17 protein-coding genes and 1 pseudogene are annotated in these 18093 nt (G+C 70.5%); 8 read left to right on the top strand and 10 right to left on the bottom strand.

Annotated features, from left to right (window positions below; all coding sequences use genetic code 11):
- Positions 1 to 62 precede the first annotated feature (62 nt).
- On the bottom strand, positions 63 to 323 hold the full coding sequence (locus KY5_RS40000; RefSeq protein WP_234363102.1) for a hypothetical protein: 261 nt from the start codon (positions 321 to 323) through the stop codon (positions 63 to 65).
- A gap of 53 nt (positions 324 to 376) precedes the next feature.
- Entirely contained in the window at positions 377 to 892 is a 516-nt protein-coding gene (locus KY5_RS40005; protein WP_098246777.1) for a cupin domain-containing protein, read from the bottom strand.
- Positions 893 to 972: 80 nt separating this feature from the next.
- On the opposite strand from KY5_RS40005, the gene KY5_RS40010 reads away from it, so the two are divergent.
- Positions 973 to 1824 (top strand): LysR substrate-binding domain-containing protein, encoded by an 852-nt coding sequence (locus KY5_RS40010; RefSeq protein ID WP_098246778.1) that lies wholly within the window; start codon positions 973 to 975, stop codon positions 1822 to 1824.
- A gap of 5 nt (positions 1825 to 1829) precedes the next feature.
- Here KY5_RS40010 and KY5_RS40015 read toward each other — a convergent pair whose 3' ends face one another.
- On the bottom strand, positions 1830 to 2711 hold the full coding sequence (locus KY5_RS40015) for an ANTAR domain-containing protein (RefSeq protein WP_234363103.1): 882 nt from the start codon (positions 2709 to 2711) through the stop codon (positions 1830 to 1832).
- Between the two features lie 206 nt (positions 2712 to 2917).
- Positions 2918 to 3118, bottom strand: a complete 201-nt coding sequence (locus tag KY5_RS40020) for a hypothetical protein (protein WP_098246780.1) — start codon at positions 3116 to 3118, stop codon at positions 2918 to 2920.
- A gap of 221 nt (positions 3119 to 3339) precedes the next feature.
- On the opposite strand from KY5_RS40020, the gene KY5_RS40025 reads away from it, so the two are divergent.
- A complete protein-coding gene (locus KY5_RS40025) occupies positions 3340 to 4356 on the top strand; it encodes a hypothetical protein (protein WP_098246781.1) in 1017 nt (338 codons plus the stop codon).
- 83 nt (positions 4357 to 4439) lie between these two features.
- Here the strand turns inward: KY5_RS40025 and KY5_RS40030 are convergent, their stop codons facing one another.
- Complete coding sequence (locus tag KY5_RS40030) at positions 4440 to 6656, bottom strand: discoidin domain-containing protein (RefSeq protein ID WP_098246782.1); 2217 nt, start codon at positions 6654 to 6656, stop codon at positions 4440 to 4442.
- A 358-nt stretch (positions 6657 to 7014) separates the two neighbouring features.
- On the opposite strand from KY5_RS40030, the gene KY5_RS40035 reads away from it, so the two are divergent.
- From KY5_RS40035 to KY5_RS40055, 5 genes are all read left to right on the top strand, one after another.
- Positions 7015 to 8349: an ABC transporter substrate-binding protein gene (locus KY5_RS40035; protein ID WP_098246783.1), complete on the top strand. Its 1335-nt coding sequence runs from the start codon at positions 7015 to 7017 to the stop codon at positions 8347 to 8349.
- Between the two features lie 4 nt (positions 8350 to 8353).
- Positions 8354 to 9328, top strand: coding sequence for a carbohydrate ABC transporter permease (locus tag KY5_RS40040; RefSeq protein ID WP_234363104.1), 975 nt, complete (start codon positions 8354 to 8356; stop codon positions 9326 to 9328).
- Positions 9329 to 9332: 4 nt separating this feature from the next.
- Positions 9333 to 10235: a carbohydrate ABC transporter permease gene (locus tag KY5_RS40045; RefSeq protein ID WP_098246784.1), complete on the top strand. Its 903-nt coding sequence runs from the start codon at positions 9333 to 9335 to the stop codon at positions 10233 to 10235.
- A 30-nt stretch (positions 10236 to 10265) separates the two neighbouring features.
- Positions 10266 to 11870, top strand: coding sequence for a glycoside hydrolase family 13 protein (locus KY5_RS40050; protein WP_098246785.1), 1605 nt, complete (start codon positions 10266 to 10268; stop codon positions 11868 to 11870).
- 118 nt (positions 11871 to 11988) lie between these two features.
- Entirely contained in the window at positions 11989 to 13017 is a 1029-nt protein-coding gene (locus KY5_RS40055) for a LacI family DNA-binding transcriptional regulator (protein ID WP_098246786.1), read from the top strand.
- 48 nt (positions 13018 to 13065) lie between these two features.
- Here KY5_RS40055 and KY5_RS42035 read toward each other — a convergent pair whose 3' ends face one another.
- The 4 genes and pseudogenes from KY5_RS42035 to KY5_RS43335 form a co-directional block, all read right to left on the bottom strand.
- Positions 13066 to 14637, bottom strand: a complete 1572-nt coding sequence (locus KY5_RS42035) for a hypothetical protein (RefSeq protein ID WP_159072721.1) — start codon at positions 14635 to 14637, stop codon at positions 13066 to 13068.
- A gap of 14 nt (positions 14638 to 14651) precedes the next feature.
- Positions 14652 to 15332, bottom strand: coding sequence for a LamG-like jellyroll fold domain-containing protein (locus KY5_RS40065; RefSeq protein WP_159072722.1), 681 nt, complete (start codon positions 15330 to 15332; stop codon positions 14652 to 14654).
- A 121-nt stretch (positions 15333 to 15453) separates the two neighbouring features.
- Positions 15454 to 16206, bottom strand: coding sequence for a hypothetical protein (locus KY5_RS40070; RefSeq protein ID WP_234363105.1), 753 nt, complete (start codon positions 16204 to 16206; stop codon positions 15454 to 15456).
- A gap of 29 nt (positions 16207 to 16235) precedes the next feature.
- Positions 16236 to 16421 (bottom strand): annotated as a pseudogene (locus KY5_RS43335) (hypothetical protein); the annotation flags it as partial.
- On the opposite strand from KY5_RS43335, the gene KY5_RS42885 reads away from it, so the two are divergent.
- Complete coding sequence (locus KY5_RS42885) at positions 16338 to 16883, top strand: hypothetical protein (protein ID WP_234363106.1); 546 nt, start codon at positions 16338 to 16340, stop codon at positions 16881 to 16883. The pseudogene KY5_RS43335 and the gene KY5_RS42885 overlap by 84 nt on opposite strands.
- A gap of 6 nt (positions 16884 to 16889) precedes the next feature.
- On the opposite strand, the gene KY5_RS40075 is transcribed toward KY5_RS42885, so the two are convergent.
- On the bottom strand, positions 16890 to 17531 hold the full coding sequence (locus KY5_RS40075) for a hypothetical protein (RefSeq protein WP_098246790.1): 642 nt from the start codon (positions 17529 to 17531) through the stop codon (positions 16890 to 16892).
- Positions 17532 to 18093 lie beyond the last annotated feature (562 nt).

Here is an 18093-nt window from a genome sequence, read left to right on the forward strand (position 1 = left end):
CTGATCGTCCCCTCCTTGGACACACGGCGTACGGATCCGTGACGCGCGTGCCGACGGACCGGCTACTCGTGCTGCTCCGCCTCGTTGCGGTTGAGGCCGTGCGCGAGGGCCTGCAGCACCTCGTGCTGGGTCCGCCCGGTCATCTCGGCGATCTGCAGCAGCAGCGCGGCGCACAGCGCGGTCGCGCCGTCGGCGACCTGATCGAGGTTGCCGTCCTCGGCGCGCCTGCGTGCGACATACTCGTCCATGGCCGGTTCCCCGGACACGTAGGCGGTCATGGTCTCGATTCCGGCGCGGACCCGGTCGTAGTCGTTCATCGTCATGGCCCCAGACTTTCATGCCGGACGAATGCGTCCCTACCAGGCCCTACCTGCCTCTACCGGTCGGCCGCGGGCTCGGTCGCGTACCGGCGCATCGTGTCGAGGGTTCCCCGAGGAGTCATCGCGCGGCCGTCGGCGATGGTGTCCCGCAGGTCCCGGAAGTACTGGACGTACAGGTCGGGTGTGAACGTGCTGAGCATGACGGCGGGTTCGTCGGTGGTGTTGGCGAAGGTGTGCGGGGCGCCGGTCGGGACCAGGACGAACGTGCCCGCCGACACGTCGTGGTCCGTGTCGCCGACCGTGAACCTGACCGTGCCGGAGAGGACGTAGAAGCCCTCGTCGTGCTGGGCGTGACGGTGCTGCGGCGGTCCAGGTGTGTGGGGCGCGAGGACGGATTCGGTGACGCCGAGGCGGTGCCCGGTGTTGCTGCCGTCCTCCAGGACACGCATACGTGTGGTGCCCAGGACGATCGTCTCGCCCTGGCCGGGGCCGACCACCGACACGGTGGGGCGGGCCAGGGGCGCGTCGTCCGGAGCGATGCCGGAGGTGCTGTCCGCGGTGTTCTCGGTCATGCCTCGATTGCACCGCCGAACCCCCGTGCGCGTCCAAGACCCGTCCCGCGCCCCCGATACCCCCCAGGTATCGTCGCAGCATGGAGCTACGTTCGCTGCGCTACTTCGTGGCGGTCGCCGAGGAACTGCACTTCGGCAGGGCCGCCACCCGGCTGCACATGAGCCAGCCGCCGCTGAGCCGGGCGATCAAGCAACTGGAGAGCGAGGTCGGCGCCACGCTGCTCGACCGGGCGCCCTCCGGCGTCACGCTCACCGCGGTGGGCACGGTGCTGCTCGACGAGGCACGCGAACTGCTCGGCAGGGCCGAGCGGATGCGTGAGCGGGTGGCCGCGGCCGCCGGCGCCACGGTCCTCACCGTCGGCATCCTTGAGGACAGCACCGACACGGCCGTGATCCGGCTCGCCGAAGCGTTCCGGCGGCGCCACCCGCACGTCGAGATCCGCGTCCGCGAGACCGATCTGACCGATCCCCTCTGCGGACTGCACGCCGGGCTCGTCGATGTCGCCCTGACCCGGGGGCCGTTCGACGAGACCGGCCTGACGGTGAGCGAGCTGCGCGCCGACCCGGTGGGCGCGCTGCTCCGCTCCGACGACCCGCTGGCACGCCGTCGGAGCCTGCGGCTCGCCGACCTGTCGGGCCGCCGCTGGTTCGTCTTCCCCGCGGGCACCGACCCCGCCTGGCAGGCGTACTGGAACGGCGGCGAGCTGCGCGAGGGCCCGGTGGTGCGCGCCGTCCAGGAGTGCAGGCAGGCCGTGGTCTGGAACGGCACGGTCGGCATGATGCCGCTGAACCACGAGCCGGGCGAGGGCCTCACGGTGGTGCCGCTGCTCGACATGGCGCCCAGCAGGGTGGTGGTGGCGTGGAACGGGGGCGACACGAATCCGCTGATCCGTCCGTTCGTGAGGATCGCGACGGCCGCCTACCGGGGCTGAGCGCGTCATTCGCCGCCGAGCGCGAGCCGGTGCAGATCCTCCAGGGCGTCGAGGAGGACCGTCTCCTGGTGCCATTTGATCCAGCCGCCGATGGTCCGGCTGGTCTGGTGCAGTTCCCGTAACTGCGCCTGGGTGAAGCCGATCAGGGGCCTGGCGTGGTGCGAGGAGATCACGCCGTGGACGGTGTTCGCGTCGTCGACGAGGGGGACGCTGTGGCAGCTGCGGCTGCCCGCCATGAGGATCACGCGGCGGGACTCGTCGTCGAAGCCGGCCGACGACGCCACGTCCTTCACGGTGACCTGGCGGCTCGCGGTGGCGGCGCGCGAGCACGAGGTGGCGCCTTCGACGAACGCGAAGTGGTCCGTGAACTGCTGGGGGAGGCCCGCGTGTTTGGCCATGCGCAGGACGCCGTCCTCCAGCAACTGCACGTTGCCCATGTCCGTCCCTGTGAGGTCGAGTACGCGGCGCAGCGCGGCGCCGAGCACCTCGCCCTGGTTCGTCGGGTCGAGCGTGCCCGCGGCCAGCGGGGCGAGGTTGCGGCCCGGCTGGTGGATCCGGCCGGGGAACCACACCTCGGCGCCCGGACCGGGCCCCGGTGTCCTGGCCACCGCGGCGGCCAGCTGGTGCAGTTTGATGTTGGCCCGCTGGGACGCCTGGCGCAGCAGGTCGAACGCGTCCTGCCGGTCGGCCAGTTGGTACCGCTCGATCAGGATGCCCTCGGCCAGCGCGACCCTGGGCCGCGCCTGTAGCTGCACCGCGAGCTCGGACACCTGCCCGCGCAGTCGCTCGGCGGTGGATCTGAGTCGCTCCGCTTCCTCCTCCGCGGAGGCGGGCGTCGAGGCGACGGGCTCCTCCTCGGGCGGGGGCACGGGCCGCATGTCTGTCATGGTCTCTCCCCTCGCGCCCCTGCCGGATCCACCGGGAGGGCATATTCCCCGAGCATGTTGGTGACCGTACCCAAACGAGCGCGGCCGCGCCACGGACATCCGGGATCAGGACCCCTCCCCACCAGGGGGAACGGCGGATTGTTAGTTCAAACACGTACCGCCGCCGCCCGCGAACGCGCGGGAAGCGGCGGCGGATCGGTGCGGCGTCAGTCCCACCGGTAGCCGTCCCCGAAGTTCAGGGTGTGCTCCAGGACGTCCTCCAGCGGATCGTCGATCTGGCCGGTGCTGATCAGGCTGACGCTGGGCGCGTTGTGCGAGTCGGTGTGGGTCTCGTCGGCGTGTGCCGTGCCGGAACACAGGACCGCCGGCGTCACCACCACCGCCGCGACCAGCGCCCGACGGGACATCGTCCGTACCCAACTGCCGTCCACTGCGGTCTCCTTGAGTCGTGCGGCTGAGGAGCCGTCCGACGCGGCCCGCTCGCGGTGTGTAACCGCGCCCGGATCAAGAAGTCACCGACGATCATACGAACGGGTCGTGTGACACCCCGTTGACGCGCACGCCGTGTACGGGCGAGGGTCGGTTGATCACCTGGGGTGACAGGACGGAACGGGCCGGGAGGGAACCAATGCGGTTGAGCGTGCTGGACATCGGATCGAGAACGGTACGACTGGTGGTGGCCGATGCCGAGGGAGGCGTGCCGCTGCCCGTGCACACGGCCAAGTGGAAGCTTCGCCTCTCCGACCATCTGCACCCGTGCGGGCGGCTCGGCGCCGAGCCCGTGGAACTGCTCGCCGACGCGGTGGCACAGGCCCGGCGGGAGGCGCGGCGCAGGGGCGCCGAGGAGCCGCTCGCCTTCGCCACGGCCGTGGTCAGGGACGCGACGAACCGGGACGAGGTCCTGGCCAGGGTGTACGAGAAGACCGGCGTGCGGCCCCGCGTCATGTCGGGGGAGCGCGAGGCCGAGCTGACGTTCCTCGGCGCCCGGCGGTGGATGGGATGGCAGGCGGGCCCGCTCGCCCTGCTCGACATCGGCGGCGGTTCGCTGGAGGTGGCCTTCGGCCGCGGCCGCCTGCCGAGCTTCGTGACGTCGCTGCCACTCGGCGCGGGCCGCCTCACCCGTGAGTTCGGCACCGGGCACGCCGAGCCGCCGACCCGGGGTCAGGTCAAGCTGCTGCGCAGGTCCGTACGCCACCACCTGCGGGACGTGGCCGCCCGGATCCGCTGGGAGGGCCCCCGCACGGTGGTGGCCACCTCGCGTACGTTCCAGCAACTGGGGCGGCTGTGCGGGGCGACCCCCGGGCGCCACGGCCCGTTCGTGACCAGGACGCTGCGCCGCTGCGACCTGCGCGAAGCCCAGCAGCGCCTCGCCGAACTGTCCAGGGCCGACCGGGCCCAGCTGCCCGGCATCTCCGCGCCGCGCGCGGCGCAGAGCCTGGCGGGCGCGGTGGTCGGGCACACCGCGATGAAGCTGATGGATCTCGACACCGTCACGATCTGCCCGTGGGCGATCCGCGAGGGCATCCTGCTGCGCCGCATCGAGGACGGCCCCGACTGGTGGACGACGGTCGACGAGGGCGAGGCGGACGACGCCGAAGCGCCGGACAACGCCGTGCCGTTGCGGGTCGCGGAGCTGACGGGCTGATCCCTCGTCGCGCGCCGCGACCCGCGCCGCTAAAGCCCCCGTCGGCTGCCCGGCACCTTCGGCCTGGAACGCGAGGACCTGGCCTACTCGAGGTAGGCCTCGACCTCGCTGAACTGGGCTGCGGGCCAACCCGAGTTGGCGGTCACGAGCACTCGCAGATGACGCGTCCTCGGCGCCGATTCGGGCAGGGCGACGGTCACGGCGTTGCCGGTCGCCGGGTCGAAGCGGTAGTCCTTCGAGGCGACCAGCTGGCTGAACGACGAGCCGTCGGTGCTGCCCTGGAGTGAGAGGGTCTGCGTCCTGGCCTGCCAGACGGCGACGGGCGGCAGCTTCAGGACGACGCGCCTGACGGGCTGCGCGGAGCCCAGGTCCACGGTGATGGACTGCGGGAAGGCGTGGTTGGTGGACTCCCAGTACGTGTGCGCGTCGCCGTCGACCGCCTTGCCGGGCGAGTACACGTCGGCGGTGCCGGTCGCGGTCGCCGGGCGGCCCTTGGCGAGGTTCCGGTTCGGGTCGGGGGCCGGGTTGCCGCCGCCCGGCCGCGGCCAGGTCGAGCAGTCGTCCCAGACGCTGTCCCACCCGGAGTTGCCGCCTCCGTCGGTGAGCGCGAAGGTGCCGGAGCCCGCCGGGTAGGGGCAGTTGTAGATGCCCGCGACGCCCACCCCGGTGGCCTTGACGCCGGTCATCCGCACGGCGCCCGGCGTCTCGGCCTGGACGACCACCGTGCCGACCCCCGCCACGGTCGACCCGTCCACGGTGACGTTCTTGACGGCCTTGCCGGTGCCGCCGCCCGAGACGAACTCGTAGGCGCTGTACGGGCTGTCCTTGATGGTGGTGCCGGTGATGGTGACGGTGGCCTCGATCGCGCTGTCGTACGCGTCCACGCGCAGGGCGCCCATCGGATGGTTCCAGTTGGGGTTGAGGGCGCCGGTCCGCACCAGGGTGTTCCCGGCGACCGTGATGGTGCCCGCGAGCGGGAAGAACGGGTCGAGGAACTTCTGGTTGGAGACGGCGATGCCGCTGCCCAGCGCGTTGGTGTCCAGGACCAGGTTGTCCTTGACGGTGATGTCGCGGCCGCCGTAGATCGCGATGCCGTTGGCCAGGTTGGGCTGGGAGACGGTGTTGTGCGCGAAGGTGTCGTCGCTGTTGGTGGCGTTGAGCGACCACATCGCCAGCGAGTCGTCGCCCTGGTTGCGCAGGAAGTTGTGGCGGACCTGGACGCCGCGCGCGTTGCCGTTGAGGTTCAGGCCGTCCGCGGTCGTGTCGAGGACGCGGTTGTTCTCGACGACGAGGTCGTCGTTGTTGCCGGTGAGCCAGAGACCGACCTTGAGGTGTTGGAGCCACATCCCGCTGACGCTCGAACCGGGACCGAGGGACCCGTTGACGAAGTTGTCCGGGGCGCTGTCGACGCGTTCGGTGACCTCGCCGATGACCGCGAAGTCCTTGAGGTGGACCCTGCCCGCCGAGCCGCTCTGGTTGATGAACCGCGAGGAGCGCACCACCGAGTGCCAGCCGCCCGCGCCCTGGACGGTGACGTTCTCGACGCCGCTCAGCTCGGATCCCACCGTGAACTCGCCCGCGGGGATCCACACGGTGCCGCCGCTGCCCTTGGCCGCGGCGATCGCGTCGCGGAAGGCACCCGTGGAGTCCCGCTGACCGGTGGGGTCGGCCCCCTTGTCGACCACGGAGATCGCCCCCGACGGCTTGGCCGTTGGCGCGCCGACCTGCTCGAAGTCGGCGACGTCGACGGTGACGTTGCTCGACGTGGCCGTCAGCCTCACCTTGTCGCCCGCCTTGAGATCGCGGCCGAGGAGGAGGTGGGCGTTATCGAAGAAGTGATGCGTCTTGGCGCCGGGGATCCAGGGGGTGTCGATGTGGCTGTACTTGGAGGTGACGGCGATGGACCGGTCGAGCTTGGTGCCGTTGACGTACACGGCGAGCGAACCGGTCTGTCCTTCGGGGACGCTGTAGGAGACGTTCACGGCGTTGGCCGCACCGCCGAGCGTGAACTCGACGCTCTGGCCCGCGCCCAGGCGTACGGCCTGCCGTCCCGATGCCTCGGAGGCGAGGGTGCCCTGGGTGTAGTCGGGTCCAATCCGCTGGCCGTCGGTGGCGGCGGATTCCGCTTCGGTGGAGGTGAAGGGCAGATCGGCGCCCGCGGCGGCAGCCGCCTTCGGCTGGGAGGCGGTCCTGGCGGCGGCCGGTTCTGCGAGGCCGATGACGGATCCGACGAGGGCTATCGCGAGGGCGAGGGCAAAGGCGGAAGAACTGCGCGCGACTCTCCGAGATGGCGCGTGCATGTCATATGAATGCATCTGCGGGTGCACCTTCCTGGTGGGGCCTGGTGGGTCCTGGTGGGGGTGAGGGTGGTGGCCGCCGGGCTGCGCCCACTGAAGCACCGCGACGAGGTGGACGCAAGATGTCGGTGATGGCTTGCAATTGCTCGACAGGCGGCTGAAAAGGCTTAGCGCACAGGTGAGTTGAGATCGGCTGGCCAGGCCATATTCCGCATCGATGCAGGGCGTCGCCCTGCACAACTACCGTGATGCAGTCGCAATCTTGCGTATCTGGATACGAATCTTGCGGCCTTCTGTCGGCCGCCCTATCGTGACGGCACCCATCAGGGCAGCGCTCGGGCGCCACTCCAGAGGAGCCGCAATGAAGCCCCGTAACCTCGCGATCGTTCTGACGACAGGTCTCGCCCTCACCGCCACGGCCTGCGGTGGCGACTCGTCGGGTTCCGGCGGAAGCGGGGGTGTCTCGATCACCGTCGCCTGCCGGCCAGCGAAGACCGCGCCGAAGCTGCGTGACGCATGGGACGACGACGTCGCCACCTTCGAGAAGGCGCACCCTGGCGTCTCGGTCAAGAGCACCGACCAGCAGCCGTGCTTCGACCCGAAGACGTTCGCCGCGAAGCTGGCGGGCGGTCAGATGGAGACGGTGTTCGTGGTGCCGGTGACCAACTACGGCGACGTGATCGCCAAGAGGCAGGCCAAGGACATCACCGCGTCGACCGGCGTGGTCAAGAACTTCGGCGACATCAAACAGGACGTCAGGGGCATGGTCACCAAGGACGGCAAGGTCTACGGCGTGCCCAACGTCAGCTACAGCGTCGGCCTCGTCTACAACCGCGCGCTGTTCGCCAAGGCCGGTCTCGACCCCGACGCGCCGCCCAGGACGTGGGAGGAGGTCCGCGCCGCCGCGAAGAAGATCGCCGACCTGGGTGACGGATACGTCGGGTACGGCGAGTACGGCGGCGGCAACACCGGCGGCTGGCACTTCGCGCAGGCCCTGTTCAGCCGAGGCGGTGAGATGGTCACCGACGGCAAGGCCGCCTTCAACAGCGCCGAGGGCAAGGCCGTGCTGCACAACCTGCACGACATGCGCTGGAAGGACGACAGCGTCGGCAGCAGGGTGCTGATCGGCTGGGAGTCGCTGATGCAGCAGATGGCGGCGGGCAAGACCGGCATGATGCTCGGGGCTCCGGACGTCATCACCGACGTGACGCAGAAGTTCCAGGGGAAGGCCGCGGACTACGGCATCACGGGTGTGCCGGGCGGCAAGGCGTCCCTGGCGGGCGGCGAGGCGTACATGATCAATCCCAAGGCGAGCCCGTCCCAGACCAAGGCCGCCTTGCAGTGGATCGACTTCCAGTTCAACACGCCCGGCAAGGGGCGCTTCGACTTCGCCCGCGGCAAGGCCAACGGTGAGGCCGTGGGCGTCCCCAACAACGACTACATGGGCGACTCCCCGACCGGCAAGGCCATCGCCGAAGGACGCAAGGCCAACGCCGTCCTGCCGGTCAAGAACTACGAGCCCTACGTCGACGCCGCCCCGGGGATCACGCCCAAGCCGGAGCCGGAGAAGGCCCAGGAGCTGTACGCGGTGCTCGACGTCGCCATGTCCGCCGTCCTCACGCGGGAGAGCGCCGACGTCGACAAGCTGCTCGCGGACGCCGAGTCCAAGGCGAACTCGATCCTGGCCAGGCGCTGATCCGATGCGCACACTCACCGTGAAGCCGAAGCCGAAACAGCAGGTCGCGACAGAGCGGCGGGTCGCGCCGGAGCGGCAGGTCGTGCCGAGGCGTCGGCCACCGACGAAGCGGCGCAGGGCGGCACGACGGAACCTGACCGCTTACGGATTCCTCTGCGCCGCGCTCTTCTGCTTCGCGCTGTTCGCGTGGTGGCCGATCGTCAGGGAGGTCGTCCTCAGCTTCCAGCAGACCAACCTCGTGGACGAGCCGTCCTGGGTGGGGCTCGACAACTTCCGTACGGTGGTGAACGATCCCGCGTTCGGCGAGGCCTGGCGGAACACGTTCGTCTTCACCCTCCTCGCGCTGCTCTGCGGCTACGTGGTGCCCTTCGCCGTCGCGGTCGTGCTCAACGAACTGCGGCACGCCCGGGCCTATCTCCGGTTCGTGGTCTACCTGCCCGTGATGCTGCCGCCGATCGTCTCCGTGCTGCTGTTCCGCTGGTTCTACGATCCGGGGCCCGGCCTCTTCAACCAGGCGCTCGACGCCGTCGGACTGCCGACGCTGGCCTGGCTCGACTCGACCAGCACCGCGCTGTTCTCCCTGGTGATCGTCTCCACCTGGATGAACCTGGGGGCCGGGGTGCTGATCTACCTGGCGGCCCTCCAGAACATCCCCGGGGAGCTCTACGAGGCGGCGGAGCTCGACGGCGCGGGCATCCTCAAGCGGATCCGGCACGTCACGATTCCCCAGACGCGGCTGATCCTGACGCTGATGTTGATGCTCCAGATCGTCGCCACCATGCAGGTGTTCATCGAGCCCTACATGCTCACGGGCGGCGGCCCGGAGAACGCGACCGTCACCGTCGCCTACCTGATGTACCAGTACGCCTTCGTCTACGGCGGCAACTACGGGGCGGGCAGCGCGCTCGGCCTGATGCTCATGCTCGTCCTGCTCGCGGTCGCCGCGGTGCAGCTGAGGCTGACCCGAGAGGAGAAGTAGGCCCGTGCCGAACACCACCGACCGCCGCCCCGCGGCGACCAGGACCATCGTCTCGCCCCTGGAACTGCGATCCCGCAGGGGCAGCAGGATCTACTGGGCGCTGCTCACCGCCACCGTGACCGTGTTCACCCTGGTGTTCGTCTTCCCGCTCTACTGGATGGTCACCGGGGCGATGAAAACGGGCGAGGAGATCGCCCGGACACCGCCCACGCTCTTCCCCGAGTCACCCGACTTCTCGGTGTTCGCCGACGCCTGGGAACTCTTCGACATCGGGACGCTGTTGCGGAACACCTTGTTCTACGCCGTCGGCGCCTGGCTCTTCGCGCTCGCGGTCGACGTGTCCGCCGCGTACGCGCTCTCCAAGCTCCGGCCGATGTTCGGCAACGCGATCCTCGCGGGCATGCTGGCCACGCTCATGATCCCGCCGATCGTCGTGATGATCCCGGCCTACATCACCGTGACCGACGTACCGATCCTCGGCTGGCACCTGCTCAACTCGCCCTGGGCGATCTGGTTCCCCGTCGCCGCCAACGGCTTCAACGTCTTCTTGCTGAAGCGCTTCTTCGACTCGATACCGAACGAGTTGCTCGAGGCGGCCGAGATCGACGGCGTGCCGCCGTGGCGCGTCCTGTGGTCGATCATCCTGCCGATCTCCCGGCCGATCCTCGGTGTGGTGTCCCTCTTCACCGTGGTCCTCGTCTTCAAGGACTTCGTCTGGCCCCTGCTCGTCCTTCCCGACAGCGAGAAGATGACGCTCAGCGTGGGCCTTTCGCAGACCGCGGGAGCGGTGACCCAGAACCAGATCATGGCCGGTCTCGTGATCGCCAGCATCCCGATGATCATCGTGTTCTTCCTCTTCCAGCGCAGCATCATGGCGGGCCTCACCGCCGGAAGCCTCAAGGGCTGACAGAACCCACCTGCCCGAAAGGACCGTCACGTGGCAGCTGTTCCCGCGTCCCGCACCGACGACTGGTGGCGCGACGCAGTCATCTACCAGGTGTACCCCCGAAGCTTCGCGGACGGCGACGGCGACGGCACGGGGGACCTGGCGGGCGTCCGCGCCAACCTGCCCTACCTCGCCGAACTCGGCGTGGACGCCGTGTGGTTCACCCCCTGGTACCTCTCCCCACTGGTGGACGGCGGCTACGACGTCGCCGACTACCGCGCCATCGACCCGGCGTTCGGCACCATCGACGATGCCGAGAAGCTCATATCGGAGGCCGCCGATTTCGGCATCAAGGTCATCGTCGACATCGTCCCCAACCACGTGTCGCACCAGCACGCCTGGTTCCGCGCCGCGCTCAGCGCCGGCCCCGGCAGCCCCGAACGCGAGCTGTTCCACTTCCGCCCCGGCCGCGGCGCCCACGGCGAACTCCCGCCCAACGACTGGCCTTCGCAGTTCTCCGGCGCCACCTGGACCCGCGTTCCCGACGGCGAGTGGTACCTCCACCTGTTCACGCCGGAACAGCCCGATCTCAACTGGGCGCACCCCGAGGTCCGCAGGGAACACGAGGAGGTCCTGCGCTTCTGGTTCGAGCGCGGGGTCGCAGGCGTCCGCATCGACTCCGCCGCACTGCTCGCCAAGGACCCGGAGCTGCCCGACTTCACCGAGGGGGTCGACCCGCACCCGTACGTCGACCAGGACGAACTCCACGATATCTACCGCTCATGGCGGGCGATCGCCGACGAGTACGACGCCGTGTTCGTCGGCGAGGTCTGGCTTCCCGACGCCGAACGCTTCGCCCGGTACCTGCGCCCCGACGAGCTGCACACCGCCTTCAACTTCGCCTTCCTCAGCTGCCCCTGGGACGCCGACCGGCTGCGCCGCACCATCGACGACACGCTCGCCGAGCACGCACCCGTCAACGCGCCCGCCACCTGGGTCCTGTGCAACCACGACGTGACCCGCACGGTCACCCGCTACGGCCGCGCCGACACCGGTTTCGACTTCGCGACGAAGGCGTTCGGCACCCCCAGCGACCTGGCCCTCGGCACCCGGCGCGCACGGGCCGCAGCCCTGCTCACGCTCGCCCTGCCCGGCTCGGTCTACCTCTACCAGGGCGAGGAACTGGGCCTGCCCGAGGCCGACGTCCCCCGGGACCGCATCCAGGACCCCATGCACTTCCGCTCGGGCGGCACCGACCCCGGCCGCGACGGCTGCCGGGTACCGCTGCCGTGGGTCGCCGACGCGCCCCACTTCGGCTTCGGTTCGCGCGGCGAGCCCTGGCTGCCGGGGCCCGCCGACTGGGCGCGTTACGCGGTGGACCGCCAGAGCGCCGCCCCGGACTCGATGCTCACCCTCTACCGCACGGCCTTGCGCCTGCGCCGCACGGGCGCCGGTTTCGGGGACGGCCCCATGACGTGGCTGCCCTCGCGGGAGGGAGTGCTGGCCTTCGCGCGCGGCCACGGACTGCGCTGCGTGGTCAACCTCTCGGGCCGGAGCGTCGAACTCCTCGCGTACGAGGAGCTGATCCTGACGAGCGGACCCCTGGACGAACAGGGGAGATTGCCGAACGATACGGCGGTGTGGCTGCGGGCGTGACACCGGTCGGCCCGGACGACAGACCGTGCAACTGGCCTGCACATGACCGCAGTTTGCCGACGACAACGAGCAAGTACCGGACGTATACCTCCAGCCTTCTTGCGTTAGCCTTGCGCGCATGACGCGACGACTTGCACAGGTTGCCAAGAAGGTAGGGGTGAGCGAGGCGACGGTCAGCCGTGTCCTCAACGGGCGGCCCGGTGTCTCGGAGGCGACCAGGCAGTCCGTCCTCACGGCGCTCGACGTCCTCGGGTACGAGCGCCCGACGCAGCTGCGCGGCGAGCGCGCACGCCTGGTCGGCCTCGTCATACCCGAACTGCAGAACCCGATCTTCCCCGCGTTCGCCGAGGTCATCGGTGGCGCGCTCGCCCAGCGCGGGCTCACGCCCGTGCTGTGCACGCAGACCAAAGGGGGCGCCGCGGAGGCGGACTACGTGGACCTGCTGCTCCAGCAGCAGGTCTCCGGAGTGGTCTTCGCCGGTGGCCTTTTCGCGGAGGCCAACGCGCCGCACGAGCACTACCACCTGCTCGCGGAGCGCAACATCCCGGTCGTCCTCATCAACGCGGCGGTCGAGGGCCTCGACTTCCCCTGCGTCGCGTGCGACGACGCCGTAGCCGTTGAACAGGCCTGGCGCCACCTCGCCTCGCTCGGGCACCAGCGGATCGGCCTGGTGATCGGCCCCTCGGACCACGAGCCGTCGCGCCGCAAGCTGGCGGCCGCGCGCCTCGCGGCGCGGGCGGCGGGCGCGGAGCTGACCGACGAACTCGTCGAGCGCTCGATCTTCTCCCTGGAGGGCGGCCAGGCCGCGGCCGGACGCCTCCTGGAGCGGGGCGTCACCGGCATCGTGTGCGGCAGCGACCCGCTGGCCCTCGGAGCGATCAGGGCGGCCCGCCGACGCGGCCTCTCCGTCCCCGCCGACCTGTCCGTCATCGGCTTCGACGACTCGTCCTTCATGACCTGCACCGAGCCGCCCCTGTCGACGGTGCGACAGCCCATCGAGGCGATGGGCCGCGCGGCGGTCGACCTGCTCTGCGCCCAGATCCAGGGCGGCGCCCAGGACAACCCGGGCGAGCTGCTCTTCGAGCCGGAGCTGGTGGTGCGGGGCTCGACGGCACAGCCGTCGACGACGGGAACCGGAGGGGTGTGACCCGGCTCCCCGCCGTCGGGGGAGGGCGTCAGCCCATGAGCGTGAGCCTCACTCCATGCCGTAGTACTGGCCGAGGAAGTCCGTCACGTCAGCGGCGTGCGGGAGCAGTTCGGGCAGGTGTGCGTCCAGAGCCCCGCGTACGGCGGTGGCGAGTTCGGTCCTGCTGGTGGCGGCGCTCTTGACGTACGGGCCGAGACGGCGGATCAGTTCGTAGTGGCTCTCCACGTCGAGCTGGCGCATGGCCCGCTCCAGCGGCGCCGCTCCTTGCGGGGGGACGGACGGCAGGACGCGGCTGACGAACGTCACCCGGTGCAGGACCCGCCAGCACGGCGGCTTCCTGTCGGACTGGCGGGCCTGGCGCAGGGCGACCGCGTTCGGATCGCCGTCGCCCGCGAGCCACACCGAGTCGACGACCTTGTGGAAGAAGGTGTCGAAGTGCTCGCTGTCCTCCCCGAGGTAGAAGGAGAGGAAGCGGTACGCGTCGACCTTGCCCGGCGCCTTCACCGGCTGCCCCGCCCGGTCGAAGACGGGCTTGCGGTGCTCGTCGTAGCTCTGGAGGTTGCCCGACGGCGCGCACTGCACGGTGAGCCCGAAGGAACGGGTCGCCTCCTTGCCCCCGGCCCGCGTGGTGCTCATGCCGCCGCCGACCGATGCGTCGAGTTGGGCGTTGACGCCGACGCCGAATACCTCGAAGGACGTGCCGAGCGAGGCACCCGTAGAACCGGACAGCGAGTAGGAGCCGGACGTCGTCTCGCTCACCACGTCCGCCGTCTCGGTCGTCTCGGCGAAGAAGCCGCCCGCCGCCGTCCACACATAGGTGTTGACCAGGTCGCGGCGCGAGAACCCGGCGCCGGTCGCGCTGTCGGCGGTGTCGCGCCCCTGCGCGGGCGAGGCGTCCGAGCCGATCGCCCCGCCGAGCACCCGGCCCGCGCGCTCGGCGGTCGGATCGGCCGTGTGGGTCTCGGTGGACACGCTCTCGTAGTAGCTCGCCAGGCGCTGCTGGTCGCGCTGGATGCGCTTCTTGATCGCGTACGCCTCGCGGGGCTTGTAGTAGCTGTATTCGCCGCGTCCCTGGGCGCCTGCGTAGTCGGGGTCGAGGACCTTGCCGTTCTCGTCGAAGCCGACCGCGCCGTCCAGGGTGCCCTGTTTGGTGTAGCGGGGGTTGAGCGGGAAGGGGATGACGTTCCAGTCCTTGGGGATGTCGGGGTTGGGCTGGATGCGGTAGGCGACCAGGGCTCCGTTGTGCGCGAGGCGCAGCGCGAAGACGTCGGCGGTCTGGGACTGGACAACCGCGAAGCCGGTGTTGGCGGGCACGAAGCGCCGCCCGACGGACCGGTTGAGGATGTCGAGGGAGTTCTCCCAGCGCCCGGTGAGGGAGACCTTGGTGGCGCGGGCGGTGTTGGTGCCCTGGGAGACGGCCGTCTCCTCGGCCCAGCCGTTGGAGAACTCCAGGCTGCCGCGCACGCCGACCGAGACGTTCGCCTTGGCGAGGGACTTGGCGACGCCGAAGCCGAGCGGCGCGGTGATCATCCACATGTCGACGTCGACCTCGTAGGACAGCGCGAACCCGAACGCCGCGTCCACGCTGCGCTCCTTGGCCCAGGAGAGGGAATGGACCACTTCCTCCGCCTCGGTCAGCTCGATGACCGAGGCCTCGTCGGACGTGTCGCTGTCCGGGTGGAGACGTCGTCGAACGGCCAGTACGCGATCAGGTCCTGCTTCTCGCCCGTCAGCCGCGTGAACAGGTTGTCGAGAACCTGCTTGTGGGTGCGGGCGGTCCGCCAGATCCGCACGTCTTCGAGGACACCGGAGTACGCCTGGCCGCCGCGTCCGTGCTTGAGCCGGGCCCCGAGCGTGAGCTGCCGGTCGCCGACGTCCGTGAACTCGGCGTTCGCCAGCGGGTCGCAGGCCACCGGGGTGCCGTTGCGGTAGAGGCGGAAGGAACTGCCCCGAGGGTCGGGGTTGCGCACCCACCGGGCGCCGCGCAGCCGCGCGGGATGCGAACCCGTGGCATCGGACGCCGCGTTGCCCGCGTTCTCCTCGAAGCGCCAGTGGGCGGCGAGGCCCCGGTCGTGCGGGGACACGGGAGTGCCGAGACGGGCCGCGTCGGGGGCGGTGCTCCACAGCCGCACCTCGGCGACGGTGACGGTCAGCGGACGGACGTCCTCGCCCTCGCAGGCCCGGCCGATGTCGAGCGGGCCGTTGTTGCCCCGGGGCCCAGGACCGTCGTAGCGGTCCGCGCCGAATTCCCGTCCGTCGACGTGGAAGCGGATGTCCTGCCACTCGTGGACGTCGACCGCCTCCACGAGCTCCACGCTCTGGGGGGGACCGGCTTGCCGTCGGGCCCGACGGCGGTGGCCTCCTTGGTGCCCTTGCGCTCCTGCACGGCACGGCCGCCCTTGCGGACGACGCCGATGCGGTGGAACGCCCCGGCGGTCAGGGCCTCGGCCGACGCGTAACGCCGCGGCTCGCCGCCGGGCTGCCTCGAAGGCGAACTCGAGCCGCCCGTCGGGCAGGACGAGCAGCCGGTACGGGAGGCTGCCGCCCGTCGGCGGCACGCCCCTTCGACAGCAGGCCCTGAACGGCGCCGAGCACGTCGACACGGCAGAACACCTCGACGGTGAGGTCACCGATCAGATCGAGCGCGTCGTCGTCGGCCACCTCCACATGGGTGCCTTCGGCCAGCTCGACGGCCCACGACTGTTCGTAGGCGGCGGCCAGATGGGTCCACTCGTTCGGCGGGAACAGCTCCCTGGACGCCATGCGGCGGTCGCCGACCGAGGCCACGATCCGGTACCCGTCGGTCTTCTCCTCCAGCGGGGAGAGAGCGGTCGTGACGTTGTCCGGGTAGGTGAGAACGACGTGTCTGCCCTGCGCGGAGCGGTCCTCGACGCCGGGCCTCCCGTTGACCAGGGCGGCCGGTTCGTACGCGGGCCAGTAGCCCGCGAGGCCGCTCTCACCGCCCGTGAGCCGCTGGCGCATCCGCGCCTGCACCGCGGCGGCCGAGCGCGCCACCGTCCAGAGCCGCACCTCGTCCATGTCCACCCGGGCGTAGTCGGGCACCCACCCCGCGAAGGAACTGCCGAAGCTGAATCGGCCGTTGCCCCGGTAGCCGTCGGTGATCGTGCGGCGGGCCGTTTCGGCCCCGTCCCGAAGATCACCTGGGCGCGCCCCTTGTCGTACACGCACGCCCAGTGGTGCCAGTCGGTGTCGGTGTACTGCTCAGCGGTGTTGAGGTCGGCGTAGAAGGCGAAGGTGAAGGCACGGTTCTCCCGGAACCCGATGTGCAGGACCTCCTTGGGGGTACGGGAGGACGAGCCGTGACCGACGAGGAACTGCTGCTTGCCGCCGGACGGCGCGGGCATCCGCGCCCAGAACTCGACCGTGAAACTGGTGTCGGCCAGGCTGAACGAAGCCTCGGTGGTGGCCACGCCCCGCTTGCCGTCGAAGGAGAGCGCGGTGGGCAGGGTGGTGGCGAGCACGGTTCCTGGCCGGTGTTCGCGTGCACGATGCGTGCGGGACCCGACACCCGGTCGGGGTTCACCCATGCCTCGACCGTCAGATCGCCGCCGACCGCCGTCTGCTTCCACTGCTTCTCGGGCAGGGCGAGGAAGCTGCCCTTGCCGTCGAACGCGAAGGCTCGCCCCGGCTTGTCGGCCCGCCAGCGGCAGCCGTGGCCGGGCACCAGGTCAGGCACTTCGCCGAGCGGGACGAGCTCTGTCTCGTGGGGATCGGCGAACAGCAGACGCGAGCTGGCCCGCGGGTTGGCGCCCGGATGGGTGAACGTGACGTTGCGGTTGTCCGCCCACCGTGAGGAACGTGCCCTCGGACACGTCGACGGGGAGGGCCTCGGCCAGTTCGATTGACTTGTCTTAGACACGCTGTACGAGACCGAGCTTCAGGGGCCGTTCCGGTACGCCGTTCAGGGTGGCGGCGAAGTCCGTTGCCCTGCGCGGCAGTTCGCGCCAGTCTTCGGACTCCTCGCCGCGCTGGATGTAGATCCGGACTCGGTCGCTCTCGCGCTCGTACGCCTTGGTGCGCAGGCGCAGCTCGGCGGGGTCGGTGCCCGCGTCGCGCACGGTGTACGTCAGCCCCTGCCCGCCGTCGGCCTCGAAGCGGCGCGAGCCCCGGGTGACCCGGGTGTCGTAGTACGCCGAGAAGAACTGTCCGCTGACGCCCCGGAAGTACAGCACCACGTTGCCGGTCGCGCTGTCGAGCAGGAACGGCCGCTCGGCGGTGCGGGCGAAGCCGAGCAGTGCGCCCGACGTGCTCAGGCCGCCTCGGCCCAGGCTGAGCTGCGGCACGGGCAGCGCGATGTCGTCGTCGCTCTTGAGCCCGCCGGTGAGCCGCCCGAGCTCTTCCCGGGCCTGCGCCAACTCCTGCTTGAGCGCGAGGAGTGCGCGCTGAGCGTGCGGAATGCGGTCGCGCTCGGTGCGCAGCGCGGTGAGCTTCGCCTCGGCGGTGGTCAACCGCTCGTACGTACGCCGTGACGCGGGCCGCAGATCGTCCCGCACGCCCGCCCGTACTCGTCGGCGTAGCGCTTGGCTGTCGAGAACTGCGCGGCACGGGCGTTCGGGTCGTGCGGGCGCTGCACGAACGGCACGTTGTCGTCGCGGCTGCCGCGCGATAGATGCACGGTGAGGCCGCTGCGCAGGTTGCGGATCGCGAGGAGGGGCTTGTCCCAGACCATCGTCTCCAGCTCGTCGACGCCACAGAGCGTCGTTGCCGTGGCCTTGTCGGCCGTCCTGATCAGCGGGGCCTCCGCGTCCGTGCGGTCGCCCTCGATCGCCATGTACTGGTCGTTGCCGTCCCGCTTGCGGCGGAAGCGGAGGTGATACTTCCAGGCACGCTGGTCCTGTTCGAGCTCGCCGCGCGCGGCGTCCCGTTCGCGCTCCAGATCGGGCAGCGCGGCGGCCTCCTGGACCAGGCGCTGCACCGCCGTCTCCTTGGCGACCACGTCCCGCGCCAACTGCGTGCTGCGGGCGTCCAGTTCGCTGATCCGCTCCACGTCGTCGCTGGACTGCGGCCGCTGCAGAATCGGCAGGCTGAGCTCACCCGGTGCCTGGGCGAGCCGCC

It is taken from the genome of Streptomyces formicae (assembly GCF_002556545.1).
In the GTDB taxonomy this organism is placed as follows: Bacteria; Actinomycetota; Actinomycetes; order Streptomycetales; family Streptomycetaceae; genus Streptomyces; species Streptomyces formicae_A.

Coding starts and splice junctions, on each gene's coding strand:
- KY5_RS40000 (WP_234363102.1), bottom strand. CDS start 323: ATGACGATGAACGACTACGACCGGGTCCGCGCCGGAATCGAGACCATG.
- KY5_RS40005 (WP_098246777.1), bottom strand. CDS start 892: ATGACCGAGAACACCGCGGACAGCACCTCCGGCATCGCTCCGGACGAC.
- KY5_RS40010 (WP_098246778.1), top strand. CDS start 973: ATGGAGCTACGTTCGCTGCGCTACTTCGTGGCGGTCGCCGAGGAACTG.
- KY5_RS40015 (WP_234363103.1), bottom strand. CDS start 2,711: ATGACAGACATGCGGCCCGTGCCCCCGCCCGAGGAGGAGCCCGTCGCC.
- KY5_RS40020 (WP_098246780.1), bottom strand. CDS start 3,118: ATGTCCCGTCGGGCGCTGGTCGCGGCGGTGGTGGTGACGCCGGCGGTC.
- KY5_RS40025 (WP_098246781.1), top strand. CDS start 3,340: ATGCGGTTGAGCGTGCTGGACATCGGATCGAGAACGGTACGACTGGTG.
- KY5_RS40030 (WP_098246782.1), bottom strand. CDS start 6,656: ATGCACGCGCCATCTCGGAGAGTCGCGCGCAGTTCTTCCGCCTTTGCC.
- KY5_RS40035 (WP_098246783.1), top strand. CDS start 7,015: ATGAAGCCCCGTAACCTCGCGATCGTTCTGACGACAGGTCTCGCCCTC.
- KY5_RS40040 (WP_234363104.1), top strand. CDS start 8,354: ATGCGCACACTCACCGTGAAGCCGAAGCCGAAACAGCAGGTCGCGACA.
- KY5_RS40055 (WP_098246786.1), top strand. CDS start 11,989: ATGACGCGACGACTTGCACAGGTTGCCAAGAAGGTAGGGGTGAGCGAG.